This is a genomic window from Phenylobacterium sp., from assembly GCF_035309685.1.
Classification (GTDB): domain Bacteria; phylum Pseudomonadota; class Alphaproteobacteria; order Caulobacterales; family Caulobacteraceae; genus Phenylobacterium.
The window spans coordinates 50,796-68,375 of the sequence record NZ_DATGEX010000001.1 but is presented as its reverse complement, the minus strand read 5'-3'; the positions used below and the strand labels follow the sequence as shown (position 1 = coordinate 68,375).

The following is a 17,580-nucleotide window of genomic DNA, read 5'->3' as shown; positions in this document are numbered from 1 at the left end:
AGAACGGCACCTTCAGCGCGCCGGGATCGGTCTCGAAGGGCCTGGGCGCGAAGGTGCAGACCACGAAGCGGTCGCTGAGGAACGTCGTGTGGACGCTGGGCGGCAGGTGGTAGCGGTGGCTGGAGACGGGCCTAAGGTCGGCGACGTTGAGACGCACGGGCGCGAGGTCGCCGTGCCAGCCGACAGCGTCCAGCGGATTGTAGGGATAGGTCACGGTCGAGACCTCGCCGCGCTTCTTCACCTCGACGCGGTATTCGCCGGCCTCGTTCTGGTGGGCCTTGAAGGCCTCGTCGATGGCGGGCGTTTCCAGCATGGCCGGATCGAACAGGGCGTGGCCGCCGAGTAGGCCTTTGTCGGGCAGGGTGAAGTGGGTGTTGGTGGCCTGGATCATCAGCACCGCCGTCGGTTCACGGGGGCTGAGCCGCCACATGGTCCCGCGCGGCAGGTAGAGATAGTCGCCGGCCCGGAAGCTCAGGTGGCCGTAGTCGCAGAAGAGGTCGCCTTCCCCTGAGTGGACGAACAGCAACTGGTCGCCGTCGGCGTTGCGGGCCAGCGCCGGCATGGGTGCGGCTAGCTTCCAGAAGCGGATTTCGACGGCGGGATTGTAGAGCACCTTGCCGGCCGCCCATGGGCTGGGCTCGGCGGCGTTGAGCGCATTGAGGTCGAAGGCGCGGGGCCGCAGCGGGCCTTCGAAATTCACCCAGCCGGTTGGCGGGCGCCGATGGTGGATGAAGGCGGCCGGGCCGAAGAACCCCTCCTTGGAGATCTCCCGCTCATAGGTGCCGGCGGGCATGTCGGCGTGGGCCTGGCGGGAGTGGTCGCCTTGCGCGCCGCGCACGGGAATCCAGTTTCGGGTCGCCATCAGGCTTCGTCCTTATAGATCGCCACCTCCAGCGGGCCGCCGTCGGCGATGCGGGCGCGGTACATGCCCGACGTGTTGAAGCTCCAGGCCATCTGACCGTCCGGGGTGACGGCGATCACGCCGCCCTTGCCGCCCAACGCTTCGAGGTCGGTCTGGATCACTTCGTCGACCGCGGCCTGCAGGGAGAGGCCCTTCAGTTCGACCAACGCGGCGATGGCGCGCGCGACCGAGAGGCGGATAAAATACTCCCCGTCGCCTGTGCCCGAGACGGCGCAGGAGCGGTCGGACGCATAGGTGCCGGCGCCGATCAGCGGGCTGTCGCCGACCCGGCCCCAGGACTTGGCGGTCACTCCGCCGGTGGAGGTGCCGGCCGCCACATGGCCGCGCGCGTCGCGGGCCACCACGCCGACCGTGCCGCGCTTGCCCTCGTCATGGGCCAGCGCCGCCTGGCGCTCGTCGGTATCGGCGCCGGCCGGCCTGGGCGGGATCGGCTTGCCTTCGCGGGCGAGCTGCTTCTCCAGCGCCCGCCAGCGGCGCTCGACGAAGAAGTAGCCGGTCGGAACGCTCGTCAGCCCCTGGCCCTGGGCGAACGCGTCGGCCCCGCGGCCGATCAGGAGCACGTGCGGCGAGGCCTCCATCACCCGGCGCGCCGCGGTGATCGGATTCTTCACATGGGTGACGCCGGCCACCGCGCCGGCCTCCAGCGTCGCCCCGTCCATGATCGCCGCGTCCAGCTCCACGCAGCCTTCGGCGGTGAAGACCGCGCCGCGCCCGGCGTTGAACAGCGGGTCGTCCTCCAGCACGTGGATCGCGGCCTCGACCGCATCGAGCGCCGCGCCGCCGCCGCGCAGCACCGCCGCGCCGGTCTCCGCCGCCTGGGCCAGCACGCCCCGATAGGCCTTGTCCTGCTCAGGCGTCAGGTCGGCGCGGTCGATGACGCCGGAGCCGCCGTGCAGGACCAGGGACCAGGTGGGAGTGCTCATCTCCCCTACTTAGGCGGAAGCACGCCGCGGCGCATCTGGTCCAGTTCGATGGATTCGAAGAGCGCCTTGAAGTTCCCCTCGCCGAAGCCCTCGTTGCCCTTGCGCTGGATCAGCTCGAAGAAGATCGGGCCGATCATGTTTTCGGTGAAGATCTGCAGCAGCAGGCCCTGGCCCTCGGTCGGCGCGCCGTCGATCAGGATGCGGTCGGCGCGCAGCCGGTTCACATTCTCGCCGTGGCCGGGCAGCCGCTCATCGATGCCGTCGAAATAGGTGTCGATGGTGTCCTGGAAGGCCACGCCGCGCTCGCGCATGGTCTCGACCGACTCGAAGATGTCACCGGTCCCCAGCGCGATGTGCTGGATGCCCTCGCCCTTGTAGTCCTTCAGGAACTCCTCGATCTGCGAGTGCTCGTCCTGGCTTTCGTTCAGCGGGATGCGGATCTTGCCGTCCGGGCTGGTCATGGCCTTGGAAATCAGCGCGGTCTGCTTGCCCTCGATGTCGAAGTAGCGGATCTCGCGGAAATTGAAGATGCGCTCGTAGAACTCCGCCCACCTGGCCATCTGGCCGCGGTGGACGTTGTGGGTCAGGTGATCGAGGTAGGTGAGGCCGACGCCGTTGGCGGCCTCCGCCTCCGCGGCGCCCGGGATGGCGACGAAGTCGACGTCATAGATCTCCTGCGCCCCGTAGCGGTCGACGAGGTAGAGGTTCGTGCCGCCGATCCCTTCGATCGCCGGGATGTTCAGCTCCATGGGGCCGACGGGGCCGCTGACCGCCTTGGCGCCGCGCTCGACGGCGAGTTGCAGGGCCTTGGCGGCGTCCTTCACCCGGAACGCCATGGCGTTGGCCGAGGGGCCATGCGCCTGGCGGAAGTCGGCCGGCTGGCCGGAGGCCTCCATGTTGAGGATGAAGTTGATGTCGCCCTGGCGGAAGCGCAGCACGTTCTTGGAGCGGTGCTTCGAGACCGCCGTGAAGCCCATCAACTCGAAGAGGCCCTTCAGCCGCTCCGGCTCCGGCGAGGTGAACTCCACGAACTCGAAGCCGTCGGTGCCCAGCGGATTCTCGAAAAGGTCGCGGCCTGGCGCCTGGGTCTGCACGGTCATCGGCGGAATCTCCTGTTCGGATGAGTTGGTATCATATGAAACTAGTTCCCGGTAGCGGGAAGACAAGACTCGGCCAGCCTGATAGCTGAACGTCGTAAGCCGCGTTCAGGACCCCGATGCTCCGCAAGACCTATGACTGGGTGATGTCGCTGGCCGCGCGGCCGCAGGCGCCCGCCGCGCTGGGCCTGCTGGCCTTCTGCGAGGGACTGTTCTTCCCGATTCCGCCGGACGTGCTGCTGATGCCGGTGGTGTTGGGCAACCGCAGCCGGGCGCTGCGCTACGCGGCGATCACCGTCGTTTGTTCGCTGGCCGGCGGCTCCTGCGGCTTTGCGGTGGGCCATTTCCTGCAGCCGGTCGGCGCCTGGATCCTGTCCCTGACCGGGGGCGACCTGCACGCCTTCCAGCGCTGGTACAGCCAGTACGGCCTGGTGCTGATCGCGGTGCCGATCCCCTACAAGCTGACCGCCATCGCGTCCGGCTTCGGCCAGGTGGTCTACTGGCAGTTCCTGCTGGTCTCGCTGCTGGTCCGGGGTCTGCGCTTCGGCGGCGAGGCCCTGCTGCTGAAAGTCTACGGCGAACCGATCCGCGCCTTCGTCGAACGGCGCCTGGCCCTGGTGGCGAGCGCCGTGGCGTTGGTGATCGTCGGTTTGGTCCTGGCGTTGAAGTTCGTTCACTAGGCTGCGGCCTCGAAGCCGGGCTATAGAACCGCGATGTCCGGCCTCCTGCGCCCCTTCCTCGACCGCTGGCGGTTCGTCGCCCTCCTGATCTCCGGCGCCATGCTGGCCACGGCCCACGCCTTCCAGACCTTCGGCGGGCTGGCGCCGTGCGAGCTCTGCCTGAAGCAGCGGACGGTCTACTGGGTGGCGATGGGCGTGAGCGCTGCGGCCATGATCGTGGTGCGCCTGCCGGGCGGCCCGCGCTGGCGCGAGGCGACCTGCTGGCTGCTGGCCCTGGTGTTCGCAGCTAGCGTCGGGATCGCGGGCTACCACGCCGGGGTGGAATGGAAGTTCTGGCCCGGCCCCGCGAGCTGCTCCGGCGGCGGCCACGTCTCCATGGCCGACCTCAAGGCGCTGCTGAACGGCGGCGGGGTGAAGATGCCGGACTGCGACAAGCCCGCCTGGGTGTTCCTGGGCGTCTCCATGGCCGGCTGGAATGCGTTGGCTTCCGTGGTGTTCACGGCCTTGAGCGTGGCCGCCGCGCTCCGGGAGCGGCGCAAGACATGAGCGACCAACCGATGCCGCCCAAGCCCATTCCCGCGCGCCCCGGGCGCGGCGCCCAGGCCGCGCGGATGGCTGAGATCCTGCGCGTCGACCATGCGGGCGAAATGGCCGCCGTGGCCATCTACCGCGGCCAGCGGGTCGTGCTGGGCGAGGCCAAGGGCCATGAGCGCATCGCCGGCCAGATGGCCGAGCTGGAGGCTCAGGAGGCCGTCCATCTGGCCCGCTTCGACAAGCTCCTGACCGAGCGCCGGGTGCGGCCCACGGCGCTGGCCCCGGTCTGGCGCGCGGCGGCCTTCGCGCTGGGGGCGGGCACGGCGCTCATGGGCGACAAGGCCGCGCACGCCTGCACCGACGCGGTCGAGACGGTGATCGAAGAGCACTACGCCCAGCAGATCGCCGAACTCTCGGTCCGCGAGCCGGAGCTCGCCGCCGAACTCTCGGCGTTCCGCGACGAGGAACTGGCCCACCGCGACCTGGCGGTCGAGGAAGGCGCGCGCGAGGCCCCGGGCTACGCCCTGCTGTCGGCGGTGATCCGCACCGGCTGCCGCGCGGCGATCAAGATCAGCGAGAAGCTTTAGGGTCGCTGCCGGCCTTCCAGCCGCCGCCCAGCGATTGGATCAGCGCCACGGCCGTGGTCTGCCGCTGGGCGGCGGTCTGCACCACCGCGCGGCGGGCGGTGTAAGCCGCGGTCTGGGCGGTGACGACGTCGGTGTAGGCCACCTGGCCGGACTTGTACTGGTTGAAGACGATGGTCGCGGCGGCATCGGCCGCAGCGGAGGCCTGGCGGCGCAGATCGGCCTGGCGGCCGAGCACGTCGGTCGCCGAGAGCTGGTTCTCCACGTCCTGCATCGCCTCCAACACGGTCTCGCGGTACTTGGCGACCGCCTGATCGCGCGCCGACTTGGCGCTCCTCACCGCGGCGACGCGGGCGCCGCCGTTGAACAGCGTCTCGGCGGCCGCGAGACCATAGCTCCACAGCGAGTTCGGGGTGCTGATCAGGTTGGCGAGTTGGTTGGAGGCATAGCCGTAGGACCCCGTCAGCGTGATGTTCGGGAAGAAGGTGGAGACCTGCACCCCGATCTGGGCGTTGGCCGCCTGAGCCCGACGCTCGGCGCCGGCGATGTCGGGGCGGCGCTGCAGCAGCGCCGAGGGCACGGTGGCGGGCAGGCCGGGCACGGTGGCGACCCAAGCCGCGGCTGAGAGCGTGAAATTGCCCGGCGCCTCGCCCACCAGCACGGCGATGGCGTGCTCGAAGTTGGCGCGGGTCTGCTCGGTCCCGGCCAGATCGGCCTGGGCGTTCGCGAGCTGGGTCTGGGCCTGGTAGACGTCGCTACGCACGGTGACGCCAGCGTTGTAGCGGTTCTGGGCGATGGTCAGCGCGCGCTGGTAGTCCGCAGCCGTCGCCCGGTCGATGGCCATCTCCGCGTCCGCCTCGCGCAGGCCGAAGTAGTCGGTGGCGAGTTCGCCCTGAGCGGACAGCTTGGCCGACTCCAGATCGGCGGCGCTGGCCTGGGCGTTGGACTTGGCCCCTTCGATGGTGCGGCGGATACGGCCCCAGACGTCCGGCTGCCAGGAGGCGCCGACGTTGGCGCGGTAGGAGCTGGCGGAAGTGCCGCCGCCGCCGCCGGTGATGATCGGCGTGCCGTCAGCGCCGGTGACCACGCTGCCCTTGCCGCCGCCGCCGCTGCCGGATTGCGTCCCACTGCCGTTCAGGGTGATGGTCGGGAACAGTTGGCCGCGGTCTTCGGCCACGATGGCGCGGGCCTGGCGATATGCCGCCTCGGCGGCGATGACGTTCTGGTTGTTGACCTGCACCCTGGCCTCGAGGCCGTTCAGGATCGGGTCGCCGAACAGCGACCACCAGTCGCCGCGGTCGAGCGCGTCGGCGGGCGCCGCCGGCGACCAGCCGGACGCCTCCTTGAAGGTCGGCGACAATGGGGCTGAGGGCCGCACATAGTTGGGCCCGACGGCGCAGCCGGCAAGGGCGGCGGAGGCCATCAGGACGGCGGTAAGCTTGGAGGGGAGATGCTTCATGCGGGCTGGACCTGGCCTGGGCCGCGGTCGCCGCCGCCCTGTTGGCCGCTCAGGCGGCTGAGGTGGCGTTCGTCGCGCTGACGCCGCAACCGGTCGAGATAGATGTAGACCACGGGCGTGGTCAGAAGGGTGAGCAGCTGGCTGGCGATCAGGCCGCCGATGATGGCGATGCCCAGCGGCTGGCGCAGCTCCGAGCCTTCGCCGAAGCCGATGGCCAGCGGCAGCGCGCCCAGGCCCGCGGCGAGCGTGGTCATCAGGATCGGACGGAAGCGCAGCAGGCAGGCCTCGCGGATCGCCTCCTCGGCCGAAAGTCCGCGGCTCCGCTGGGCGTCCAGCGCGAAGTCGATGATCAGGATGGCGTTCTTCTTCACCAGGCCGATCAGCAGGAAGATGCCGATCAGCGCGATCACCGAGAACTCCATCTTGAAGATCATCAGCATGAGCAACGCCCCAAAGCCCGCCGAGGGCAGGGTGGAGATCACGGTGATCGGGTGGATCAGGCTTTCGTAGAGGATGCCCAGCACGATGTAGATGGTGATCAGGGCGGCCAGGATCAGCACCGGCTCCTGCTTCAGGTTGTCGGCGAAGCTCTTGGCGGTGCCGGCGAAGGCGCCGCGCACATTGGTGGGCATGCCGATGTCGGCCTCGGCCTGCTGGATCGCCACGGTGGCGTCGGACAGCGATTTGCCGTCCACCAGGTTGAACGAGATCGTGGTCGCCAGCTCGCCGTCCTGGTGGTTGATCGCCGACGGGGTCGAGCGGTTGTAGAACTTCGCGATCGCCGAGAGCGGCACCATCTTGCGCGCGACCGTGTTCAAGGCGCTGCCGGTGCCGGGGTCGCGGGCGCCCGGGTTGGCGGCCTGGGCCTGGGCCGTTCCGTTGGCCCCGCTGGAGCCGCCGGAGCCGGAGCTGAAGCCGGTGGTCGACGCGCTGGCCTGGGTGGCGGCGGCGTTGGCGGCGGCGACCTGGGCGGCGCTCAGCCGGCCGGCGGCGGCGCGGGCGGTGGCTTCTGGCACGTTGGTGTTGGGCGTGGGCGCGTTCACCGGGCTGGAGGCCGGCACATAGATGTTGTTCAGCGAGTCGGGCCCGTAGCTGTAGGCCGGCGCCGTCTCCAGGATCACCGAGTACTGGTTCAGGTCCTCGTAGATGTTGGCCACCGGCCGCTGGCCGAAGCTGTCGTAGAGGGCGTTGTCGACGTCGCGCAGGTTCACGCCGAGGCGCGAGGCCGAGTCCTTGTCGACGTCCACGTAGGCCTCGACGCCGTTGTCCTGCTGATCGGTCTGGACGTCGACCAGCACGTCGGTGTGCTCGGACATGGCGTCGTTCAGCTTCTGGGCCCAGGTCTTCAGATCGGCCGTGTTGTCGGCCTTCAGCGTGTACTGGTAGGTGGCGTTGGACTGCCGCCCGCCGGCGCGAACGTCCTGCTGCGGATTGAGGAAGACGGTGAGGCCCGTGACCTTGGCCATCTGCGGCCGCAGCCTCGCGATCACCATCATGCCGCTGTCGGCGCGCTCGCCGCGCGGCTTCAGGTCAACCCCCAGGAAGCCGCCGCCGGCGCGTCCGCCGCCCGTGAACGCGGTCACCGTCTTGACGGCCGGGTCCTTCATTATGATGCCGACGATCTGCTGCAGCTTGCGGCCCATCTCGGCCGAAGAGATCGACTGGTCGGCGCGCAGGCCGCCCTGGAGGCGCCCGGAGTCCTGCTGCGGGAAGAAACCCTTGGGGATGGCCATGTAGAGATAGACGTTCATCCCGATGATCGCGATCAGCACCAGGATGATCAGCGGCTTGGCCGAGAGCGCGAAATCCAGGCTGTGCTCGTAGGACCTGTGGATCCAGTCGAAGCCCTTGGCGAAGGCGCGGCCGATCGGGCCCTCCGGCTTCTCCTCTTCCTTCGCGCGCAGCAGGTAGGCGCACATCATCGGGGTGGTGGTGAGCGAGACCACCAGCGAGATCATCACTGCGCCCGAGAGGGTGACGGCGAACTCGCGGAACAGCAGGCCGACCTGGCCGCCCATGAACAGCAGCGGGATGAACACCGCCACCAGCGACAGGCTCATGGAGACGACGGTGAAGCCCACCTGCTTGGCGCCGGCCAGCGCCGCCTCCATGCGCCCCATGCCGCGCTCGAGCAGGCGGTTGGTGTTCTCCAGCACCACGATGGCGTCGTCGACCACGAAGCCCGAAGCGACGGTGAGCGCCATGAGGCTCAGGTTGTTCAGCGAGAACCCCATCAGGTACATGATCCCGAAGGTGCCCATCAGGGAGACCACCGTGGCCACCGCCGGGATCAGGGTCGCCTTCACCCGCCGCACGAAGATGGCGACCACCAGCACCACCAGGACGATGGCGATGGCCAGCGTGATCTGGATTTCCCGCAGGGAGGCGCGGATCGAGGTGGTGGCGTCGGACGCCACGGTGATGCGGATGTCGGGCGGGATCTGAGCCGCGAGCAGCGGCAGGACCTGCTTCACCGCGTCCACCGTGGCGATGATGTTGGCGTTCGGTTGCTGGGTGACCAGTACGTTGATCGCCGGCTGGCCGTTGAACAGGCCCATGGTGTGAACGTCGGCCACGCTGTCGGTCACGTCGGCGACGTCGGCGAGGCGCACCGCGGCGCCGTTGCGGTAGGCGATGATCAGCGGCGCATAGTCGGCCGCGTGGATGCCGCCGGTCGAGGTGTAGATCTGGAAGCGCCGACCGGCCCCGTCGGTGACCGTGCCCTTGGGGCGATTGGCGTTGGCCGACTGGATGGCGGTACGCACGTCCTCCAGGCTGATGCCGAAACGGTTCAGCGCGAAGGGCGAGACCTCGACCCGCACCGCCGGCTGGGACGAGCCGCCGATGCTCACGTCGCCCACGCCGGTCACCTGGCTGAGCCGCTGCGAGACGATGTTGTTCACCGCGTCGTAGATCTGGCCGGGCGTGCGCGTGTCGGACTGCAGCGCCAGGATGATCACCGGCTGCTGGGCGGGATTGGCCTTGCGGTAGCTGGGGTTCTGGCGAAGCGTCGTCGGCAGGTCGGCGCGGGCGGCGTTGATCGCCGCCATCACGTCGCGCGCGGCCGCGTCGACGTTGCGGGACACATCGAACTGCAGGTTGATGTTGGACGAGCCCGTCGAGCTCTGGGAGGTGATCTCATTGACGCCGGCGATCACGCCGAGGCGTCGCTCAAGCGGCGTCGCCACGTCCGACGCCATGGTCTGCGGGCTGGCGCCGGCCAGCCTCGCCTGCACCCCGATGAACGGGAAGTCGACCATCGGCAGCGGCGCCACCGGCAGCACCAGGTAGCCGGCGACCCCCGACAGCACCAGGCCGATGGTCAACAGGACCGTGGCGATCGGGCGCTTGATGAATGGGGCCGAGAGGTTCATTCCGCCGGCTCCGGCGCGGGCGGCTCGCCCTCGGCGGCGCGGGTCGGCGTCTTCCGCTGCTTGGGGACCAGCCGGTCGAAGTAGAGATAGACCACCGGGGTGGTGAAGATCGTCAGCAGCTGGCTGAGGATCAGGCCGCCGAAGATGGCGATGCCGAGCGGGCGGCGCAGCTCCGCGCCCATGCCGATCCCCAGCATCAGCGGCACCGCGGCGAACAGGGCCGCCATGGTGGTCATCAGGATCGGGCGGAAGCGCAGCAGGGCCGCCTGGTGGATGGCGTCGCGCGGGGACATCCCCTGCTCGCGCTCCGCGTCCAGCGCGAAGTCGATCATCATGATCGCGTTCTTCTTCACGATGCCGATCAAGAGGATTATGCCGATGATCCCGATCACGCCCAGGTCGTTGCCGGTGAGCATCAGGGCCAGGAGCGCGCCGACGCCGGCCGAGGGCAGGGTCGACAGGATGGTCAGCGGGTGGATGTAGCTCTCGTAGAGCACGCCCAGCACGATGTAGACGCAGACCACCGCGGCCAGGATCAGCCACAGCTCGTTGTTCAGCGAGTTCTCGTAGGCGCCGGCCGCGCCCAGGAAGGTAAGCGTGATCCCCGCCGGCTTGCCGATCTTGTCGGCGGTCTTGCGGATCTGCGCGACCGAGGCGCCCAGCGACGCACCCTTGCCGGTGTCGAAGCCCACGGTGGCCGCGGGGAATTGCGCCACATGGTGCACCTGAAGGGGCGCGGTCTGCTCCTTGATCGTGGCGACAGCCGAGAGCGGGGTCGAGCCGCCGGTGGACTGCAGCTGCACGCCGCTCAGGCCCTGGGGCGTCGCGTCCGTGGGCCGCGCTTCGAGGATCACCCGGTACTGGTTGGTCTCGGTGAAGATGTTCGAGACGATCCGCTGACCGAACGCCGAATAGAGCGAGTCATCCACCGAGGCGGGCGTGATACCCAGGCGCGCGGCGGTGTCGCGGTCGAGGTCGACATAGGCCGACAGACCCTTGTCGCCGGCGTCGGTGGTGACGTTCTGGAGCTTTTTCTCCTCGGTCAGCGCCGTGGACAGCTTCATGGCCCAGTCGTTGACCTGCTGGGTGTTGGCGCCTTCCACCGACACCCGGTACTGCGTGGGCCCGCTCTCGGCGTCCACCGTCAGGTCCTGGGTCGGCTGCATGTAGAGCTGGACGCCCGCGACCTTGGCGACGGCCTCGCGCAGGCGCTGCATGACCTTCGTCTGCGAGCCGTGCTTTTCCTTGAGGTTGATCAGCAGCTCGGCGTTGTTGATGGTCGAATTGGTGGCGCCGTCGACGCCCACGAAGGACGAAACATTCTCCACCGCCTCGTCCTGCATCACCGCGGCGGTGACGTCGCGGGTCATCTGCGCCATGCGCGCGTAGGAGACGGTCTCCGGCGCCTGGATGCGGGCCTGCAGCTGGGCGGTGTCCTGCACCGGGAACAGGCCCTTGGGGATCACGATGTAGAGCACGACGGTGAGCAGGAAGGTGCCGATGGCCACCATCAGGGTCGCGGCCTGGCGGTCGAGCACCCACTGCAGGGCCTTGTCGTAGCGCCCGACCACCTTGTCGAACCACTTCTGCGTCTTCTCGCCGAAGCTGCCGGGTTCATTGCCTTCGTTTTCGCGCAGCCAGCGGGCGGCCATCATCGGGGTCAGCGTCAGCGACACCACCGCCGAGATCAGGATGGTGATCGCCAGCGTGATGGCGAACTCGCGGAACAGGCGGCCCACCACGTCGCCCATGAACAGGAGCGGGATCAGCACCGCCAGCAGCGAGACCGTCAGGCTGATGATGGTGAAGCCGATCTGCTTGGCGCCGTTCAGCGCCGCCTCGAACGGCGGCTCGCCGTCCTCCACGTGGCGCGAGATGTTCTCGAGCATCACGATGGCGTCGTCGACCACGAAGCCGGTGGCGATGGTGAGCGCCATCAGGCTCAGGTTGTTGAGCGAGAAGCCCAGCAGATAGGTCACCCCGCAGGTGCCGATCAGCGAGATCGGCACCGCCAGGCCCGCGATGATCGTGGCGCGGATCGAGTGCAGGACGAAGAAGATCACCAGCACCACCAGGACGATGGCGAGCAGCAGCTCCATCTCCACGTCATGCACCGAGGAGCGGATGCCGTTGGTGCGGTCGGCCAGCACCGCGACCTTGATGGACGGCGGCAGGGAGCTGGTGAGGTCGGGCAGCTGGGCCTTGATGGCGTCGACGGTCTTGATGACGTTGGCGCCTGGCTGGCGCTGGACGTTGACGATGATCGCCGGGGTCTTGCCCGACCAGGCGCCCAGATTGACGTTCTCCGGCCCCTGCACAACGGTCGCGATGTCGCTCATCCGCACCGAGGCGCCGTTGCGGGTGGCGATGATCAGGTTCTGGTAGTCGGCGACCGTCTCAAGCTGGTCGTCGGAGTTGATGGTGTAGCTGCGGGTCGGGCCTTCGAAACTGCCCTTGGCGGCGTTGGCGTTGGCCGCGCTGATGGCGTTGCGCACCGTCGTCAGGGTCAGGCCGTTGGCGGCGAGCGCGTCGGTGTCGATCTGGATGCGCACCGCCGGCCGCTGGCCGCCGCTGAGGGTCACCAAACCCACGCCGGAGACCTGGCTGACCTTCTGGGCGAGCCGCGTATAGACCAGGTTCTGCACGTCGGTCAGCGGCAGGGTGTCGGAGGTCACCGCCAGCGTCAGGACCGGGGCGTCGGCCGGGTTCACCTTGGCGTAGATCGGCGGCGCCGGCAGGTCGGCGGGCAGCAGCGTCTGGGCGCCGTTGATCGCCGCCTGAACTTCCTGTTCGGCGACGTCGAGGCTTTCCTTCAACGTGAACTGCAGGGTGATCACCGAGGCCCCGGCCGAGGAGGTCGAGGTCATCCGCTCCAGGCCGGACATGGCGCCGAACTGGCGTTCCAGCGGCGCGGTCACGGTCTGGGCCATCACCTCCGGGCTCGCGCCCGGATAGAGGGTCGAGACCTGGATGGTCGGATAGTCCACCTCCGGCAGGGCGGAGAGCGGCAGCAGCTTGAAGCCCACAAGCCCCGCCAGCACGATCGCCACCATCAGCAGCGCGGTCGCGACGGGTCGCAAGATAAAGGGGCGTGAGGGGTTCATCCGATCGGGACCGGTTCTCTGTTCTGACGCTTACTGACCGCCGCCGCCGCCGCCGCCAGGCGGACGCAGGGCGCGCATCTTGGCCGTGGCCGCCTTGCAGGCTGCGGACTGCTTATCCTCGTTCTGGCGCAGGCACATGAAGGCCTCGCGGCCCTCCTGGCCCGGGCAGAGTTTCTTCATGTCGGCGTCGCAGGCCTTGCGCATGGCGTCGCGCGCGGCCTGCATCTCCGGCGGCATCTGGAAGCCGCCGCCACCGCCCTGACCGCCACCTTGGCCACCGCCGCCAGCGCCGCGATTGCCGCCGCCCTGGCCACCGCCGCCCTGGCCACCGCCGCCCTGGCCACTGCGGCCCTGGGCGCCCGCGCCCGGAGCGGCGACCTGGCCCCCGCCGCCCTGGCTCGCGCCAAAGCCGCCGCCGCCACCGCCGCCCTGGCCGCCGCCGAAGCCGCCGCCGCCCATGCTGCTCATGATGCTGCGGACCTTGGCCGAGGCGTCCTGGCAGGCCTTGCTGGTCTTGGCCACGTTCTCGCGCAGGCACATCGCGGCCTCACGGCCCTCCTGACCGGGGCACAGCTTCTTGCTGTCGGCGGCGCAGGCCTTGTCGCGGGCGTCGCGCGCGGCCTGCATTTCAGGCGGCATCTGGAAGCCGCCGCCGCCACCCCCGCCACCAGCGCCGCCGCCGTAGCCGCCGGCGCTCTGGCCGCCGTAGCCGCCACCGCCGCCGCCACCACCACTGGAGTCACCGCCGCCGCCGGAGCCGCCGCCGCGCGGAGCGTTCAGCGCCGCCTGGCAGCCGGCGCTGGCCTTGGCCTTGTTCTCGCGCAGGCACATGAAGGCGTCGCGGCCCTGCTTGCCTTTGCACAGCTTCTGTATGTCGGCCATGCAGGCGATCATCGGGCTCGGCCGGTCGGTCGGCAGGTTGACCTTGCCGCCTTCGGTCAGGCGGTCGCCGCCTTCGGTGATCACCCGCTCGCCCGGGTTTAGGCCCTGGGTGATGCTGGTCATGGTCGGGGTCGCCGGGCCGCGCGTCACGTTGCGCTTGGTCACCGTCTTGTCCGGCTTCAGGATCCAGACGAAATCGCCCTGCGGTCCGGTGCGCACCGCGGTCACCGGCACCACGATCACGTTGTGAAGGCTCTGCAGCGCCACGCGGACGTTGACGAACTGGCTCGGGAACAGATTGCCGCCGGCGTTCGGGAAGCGCGCCTTGGCCTTCACCGTGCCGGTGGTCGGATCGACCTGATTGTCCAGGGTCGAGAAGGTTCCCTGGTCGAGGACCACGGTCTTGGTGCGGTCATAGGCCGTCACCGGCAGCTTGCCGTGCGCGGCCTGCTGCTGGACGTTGGGGACCGAGTCCTGGGGAATGGTGAACTGCACGTCGATCGGGGTGATCTCGGTGACCACCGCCAGGCCCGTGGCGCTGCCCGCCTGGATGAAGTTGCCAAGGTCCACGGCGCGCAGGCCGATGCGCCCCGCGACCGGCGAGACGACGCGGCTGTAGCCGAGGTTCAGCTTCGCCGTGCCGACGGCGGCCTGGTCGGTCTTCACCGTGCCTTCGAGCTGTTTCACCAGCGCGGCCTGGGTGTCGACGTCCTGGCGGGCGATGGAATCCTCGCTGAGCAGGGTCTGGTCGCGCTTGAGCGTCAGCCGGGCGTTGTCGAGCTGGGCCTCGTCGCGCAGCTGATTGCCTTGCGCCTGGAGCAGCGCCATCTGCAGCGGGCGCGGGTCGATCACCGCGATCGCCTGGCCCTTTTTGACCAGCTGGCCTTCCTTGAAGAGGATCTGGGTGATCACGCCGGAGACCTGCGGCGTCACCGTCACGGTCGCGGCGGGCGTCACCGTGCCCAGGCCGTCCAGCGTGATCGGGATGTCGGACGGGAAGGCCGTGGCCACGCCGACCGTGGTCGGAGGCCTGCGCCCGCCGCCGCCGCCGAAGCCGCCAAAACCGCCGCCGCCGCCGCCACCGCCGGCCGCGCCGGGCGGGCCGCCCGGGCCGCCGCGTCCGCCGGCCTTGCTGCTGTTGGCGGTGTGGACCGCGAACCAGACCAGACCCACCAGGGCGGCCAGGACGACGCCGATGATCAGAAGGCGCCGAAGCGGGTGGCCTTGGCTGGTCGCCCCCAGGCGGTCGCGGTTATCCATCATTCCTCCGAGGTCACCTGCGGACCGGGCGCGCCCCCGCGCAACTGCACAAGGCCGCAAGCTCTACAATAACGATCACGCAGCGAACGCTGTTCCCCGCTCATCGCTGAATGGGTAGCATTTGCCAAGCTAGCTGGTCGCTTACTAAGGCCTCCCCATGACAGGCGTCTTTCTGGCCTGCGTCGGAACCTTCCCGGACTGCAACTGCATGACCGCGCCGCAACGCGAGCGTTATGGATTTCTTATGCCGACGAGGGTCGGAGAGGTCTTTGGCGGCGCGCGAGCCGCGAAATCTGACTGAAATTTAATACGCGACTATGGTGGCCCTACGAAGCGCCGCGACAGTCGGCGCGCGAGGAAATGCGGGAGCGAATATGACGACGACATGGGGCGGAGCCGTCGCGGCGGCGATCATCGTGGCTGCGGGCGCCGCGGGCCTGTGGGGCGGTCCGGCCGCCGGGCAGTCGGTCGCCGGCGAGAACGACCGGCCGCCGGCCGCCGCCGCGGGCAATGCGCTGGCCGCCCGCCAGGCGCAGGCCGCCGCCCAGGCGAAGATGGCCGCCCACGGCGAGGAGCTGTTCGGCCAGCGCTGCAAGAGCTGCCACATGCCCCCGGTGGAGCACGCGCCGTCGCGCGCCGAGCTCGCCGCCCAGTTCCCCAATGTGATCATTGACGCGCTGAAGACGGGCAAGATGCAGGCCATGGCGAGCGGCCTCTCCGACAACGACATCGCCTCGATCGCGGTGTTCGTCACCGGCCAGGCGCCGGACGCCCACTTCGACCTGACCGGGGAATCCCGCAACGCCTGCCCGGCGGGCGCGAAATTCAATCCCGCCGGCCCGTCGTGGAACGGCTGGAGTCCGGACAAGCAGAACACCCGCGTCGCGGCCTCGACGACGATCACCGCGGCCAATGCGCCGAAGCTCGCCGTGAAGTGGGCCTTCGCCTACCAGGGCGGCCGCTACGGCCAGCCGACGGTGGTCGGCAACCGGGTCTTCGTGACCTCGTCCTCCGGCCAGGTCTATGCGCTGGACAAACAGACCGGCTGCGTCGCCTGGAGCTACAAGGCGCGCGGCAGCGTCCGCGTGACCGTCTCGGTGGGCAAGAACCCCAAGGCGCCCTCCGGCTGGGCGGCCTACTTCGGCGACATGAGCCGCAACCAGGTGGCCGTCGACGCGAACAGCGGCAAGGAGCTGTGGAACGTCCTGATCGATTCCGGCGGCCGCGGCATCCTGACCGGCGCGCCCTCGCTCTGGGGTGACACCCTCTACGTGCCGCTCTCGTCCTTCGAGGAGGGCGTCGCGGGCCTGGCCGCCTATGAGTGCTGCAAGCAGCGCGGCGCGGTGGCGGCGATCGACGTGGCCACCGGCAAGATCAAGTGGAAGTCCTACGCGATCCCGACCGCGCCGGCGCCGTTCAAGAAGAACGCCGTGGGCACTCAGATGTACGGGCCGGCGGGCGCGGCGATCTGGTCATCGCCGACCATAGATCCCAAGCGCGGCGTGCTCTACGTCGCCACCGGCGACAGCTACACCGACGTCGAGGAGCACTACTCCGACGCCGTCGAGGCGATGGACCTGAAAACGGGCAAAATCAGATGGGCGCACCAGATGACCGAGCTGGACCACTTCCTGGTCGGCTGTCCGCAACAGCGGCCGGGCGTCAACTGCCCGACCCCCAACGGGCCGGACTTCGACTTCGGCTCCTCGCCGATCCTGAAGCATATGCCAGGAAAGGGTGGAAAGGGCGGCAAGGACATGCTGTTCGCCGGCCAGAAGTCGGGCCAGGTCTACGGCCTCGATCCCGATGACGGAAAGATCATCTGGCAGACCCGGATCGGCAAGGGCAGCGCGCTGGGCGGCGTCGAATGGGGCATGAGCGCCGACAACGACAATCTCTACGTCGGCATCGCTGACCGCAGCCTGCCCTCGATCTCGGCGCTGCGGCTCACCGATGGGGCGCTGGTCTGGCGCCATCGCGCGCCCGAGCCGAAGTGCAGCTTCGAAGGCCGCTGCGGCAACGGCTATTCCGGCCCCTCCAGCATCGCCAACGGGGTCCTCTTCACGGTCAACCAGGACGGCCACATCCGCGCCTTCGTGGCCAAGACCGGCGAGGAAATCTGGGACTACGACACTGCCGGGCGTCACTACGAAACCGTCAATGGCGTGAAGAACCAGCGCGGCGGCAACCTCGACGCCACCGGCATGAGCTTCGCCGGCGGCATGGGCTTCGTGATGGCCGGTTTCAACGGCGCCTCGGGCTCCAGCGGGCCGGACAATGTGCTATTGGCCTTCTCCGTCGGGGGCAAGTAGCGGCGGGGCGCAGCCATGGCCTACGAAGCGAAGACCAAGGCGACGGACGTCGACGTCGACGCTTTCATCGCCGGCTCGCCGAAGCCCGCCGACGGGGCCGTGGTCTGCGCCATGATGCGCAAGGTGACCGGGCTTGAGCCGAAGATGTGGGGGCCGACCCTGGTCGGCTTCGGCGAGCGGGAATACGAGCTGGCCGGCGGCAGGACGGGCCGCATCATGGCGATCGGCTTCTCGCCGCGGAAGCCGTCGCTGGTCTTCTACATCAAGCACGCCGAAGGCTGGGATGAGCGTCTGCGCCGCCTCGGAAAACACGCCACCGGCAAGGGCTGCCTCTACATCAACAAGCTCGCCGACGTGGACGCGCGCGTGCTCGAGGAGCTGGTGACCGCCGCCTGGTCCAATACGGCCAGGGTCTAGGCGGCGCCGGCGCCGCGTGCGAACTCTTTTCG

At 69.2% G+C, this 17,580-nt stretch carries 12 protein-coding genes; 5 read left to right on the top strand and 7 right to left on the bottom strand.

Features of this window, described 5'->3' with window-relative positions; genetic code table 11:
- The 3 genes from VKQ35_RS00315 to hppD all read right to left on the bottom strand — a co-directional run.
- A partial coding sequence (locus VKQ35_RS00315) for a homogentisate 1,2-dioxygenase (protein WP_324357876.1) occupies positions 1–862 on the bottom strand: 862 nt, incomplete at its 3' end.
- Positions 862–1,845: an isoaspartyl peptidase/L-asparaginase gene (locus VKQ35_RS00310; RefSeq protein ID WP_324357874.1), complete on the bottom strand. Its 984-nt coding sequence runs from the start codon at positions 1,843–1,845 to the stop codon at positions 862–864. The genes VKQ35_RS00310 and VKQ35_RS00315, both read right to left, overlap by 1 nt.
- A gap of 5 nt (positions 1,846–1,850) precedes the next feature.
- Positions 1,851–2,945, bottom strand: coding sequence for a 4-hydroxyphenylpyruvate dioxygenase (gene hppD, locus VKQ35_RS00305; protein ID WP_324357873.1), 1,095 nt, complete (start codon positions 2,943–2,945; stop codon positions 1,851–1,853).
- A 116-nt stretch (positions 2,946–3,061) separates the two neighbouring features.
- Here hppD and VKQ35_RS00300 point away from each other — a divergent pair, with 116 nt between their 5' ends.
- The 3 genes from VKQ35_RS00300 to VKQ35_RS00290 are packed head-to-tail and all read left to right on the top strand — an operon-like array spanning position 3,062 to position 4,743.
- The gene (locus VKQ35_RS00300) at positions 3,062–3,622 is read left to right on the top strand and encodes a DedA family protein (protein ID WP_324357872.1); all 561 of its coding nucleotides are present in this window, start codon (positions 3,062–3,064) and stop codon (positions 3,620–3,622) included.
- 33 nt (positions 3,623–3,655) lie between these two features.
- Positions 3,656–4,168: a disulfide bond formation protein B gene (locus VKQ35_RS00295; protein WP_324357871.1), complete on the top strand. Its 513-nt coding sequence runs from the start codon at positions 3,656–3,658 to the stop codon at positions 4,166–4,168.
- Positions 4,165–4,743 (top strand): demethoxyubiquinone hydroxylase family protein, encoded by a 579-nt coding sequence (locus VKQ35_RS00290; RefSeq protein WP_324357869.1) that lies wholly within the window; start codon positions 4,165–4,167, stop codon positions 4,741–4,743. The genes VKQ35_RS00295 and VKQ35_RS00290 overlap by 4 nt, the downstream gene beginning before the upstream one ends.
- Here the strand turns inward: VKQ35_RS00290 and VKQ35_RS00285 are convergent.
- From VKQ35_RS00285 to VKQ35_RS00270, 4 genes are read right to left on the bottom strand one after another with little or no spacing between them, the layout of a single operon-like run.
- Entirely contained in the window at positions 4,727–6,199 is a 1,473-nt protein-coding gene (locus VKQ35_RS00285) for an efflux transporter outer membrane subunit (RefSeq protein WP_324357867.1), read from the bottom strand. The two genes, VKQ35_RS00290 and VKQ35_RS00285, sit on opposite strands and share 17 nt — an antisense overlap.
- Positions 6,196–9,573: an efflux RND transporter permease subunit gene (locus VKQ35_RS00280; protein WP_324357865.1), complete on the bottom strand. Its 3,378-nt coding sequence runs from the start codon at positions 9,571–9,573 to the stop codon at positions 6,196–6,198. The genes VKQ35_RS00285 and VKQ35_RS00280 overlap by 4 nt, the downstream gene beginning before the upstream one ends.
- A complete protein-coding gene (locus tag VKQ35_RS00275) occupies positions 9,570–12,653 on the bottom strand; it encodes an efflux RND transporter permease subunit (RefSeq protein WP_324357863.1) in 3,084 nt (1,027 codons plus the stop codon). Before VKQ35_RS00275 ends, VKQ35_RS00280 begins: the two co-directional genes overlap by 4 nt.
- Before the next feature lie 54 nt (positions 12,654–12,707).
- Complete coding sequence (locus tag VKQ35_RS00270; RefSeq protein WP_324357861.1) at positions 12,708–14,819, bottom strand: efflux RND transporter periplasmic adaptor subunit; 2,112 nt, start codon at positions 14,817–14,819, stop codon at positions 12,708–12,710.
- 374 nt (positions 14,820–15,193) lie between these two features.
- On the opposite strand from VKQ35_RS00270, the gene VKQ35_RS00265 reads away from it, so the two are divergent.
- Together VKQ35_RS00265 and VKQ35_RS00260 are read left to right on the top strand one after the other, a co-directional pair.
- Positions 15,194–17,131, top strand: a complete 1,938-nt coding sequence (locus VKQ35_RS00265; RefSeq protein WP_324357860.1) for a PQQ-binding-like beta-propeller repeat protein — start codon at positions 15,194–15,196, stop codon at positions 17,129–17,131.
- 15 nt (positions 17,132–17,146) lie between these two features.
- Positions 17,147–17,548, top strand: coding sequence for a DUF1801 domain-containing protein (locus VKQ35_RS00260; RefSeq protein ID WP_324357859.1), 402 nt, complete (start codon positions 17,147–17,149; stop codon positions 17,546–17,548).
- Positions 17,549–17,580 lie beyond the last annotated feature (32 nt).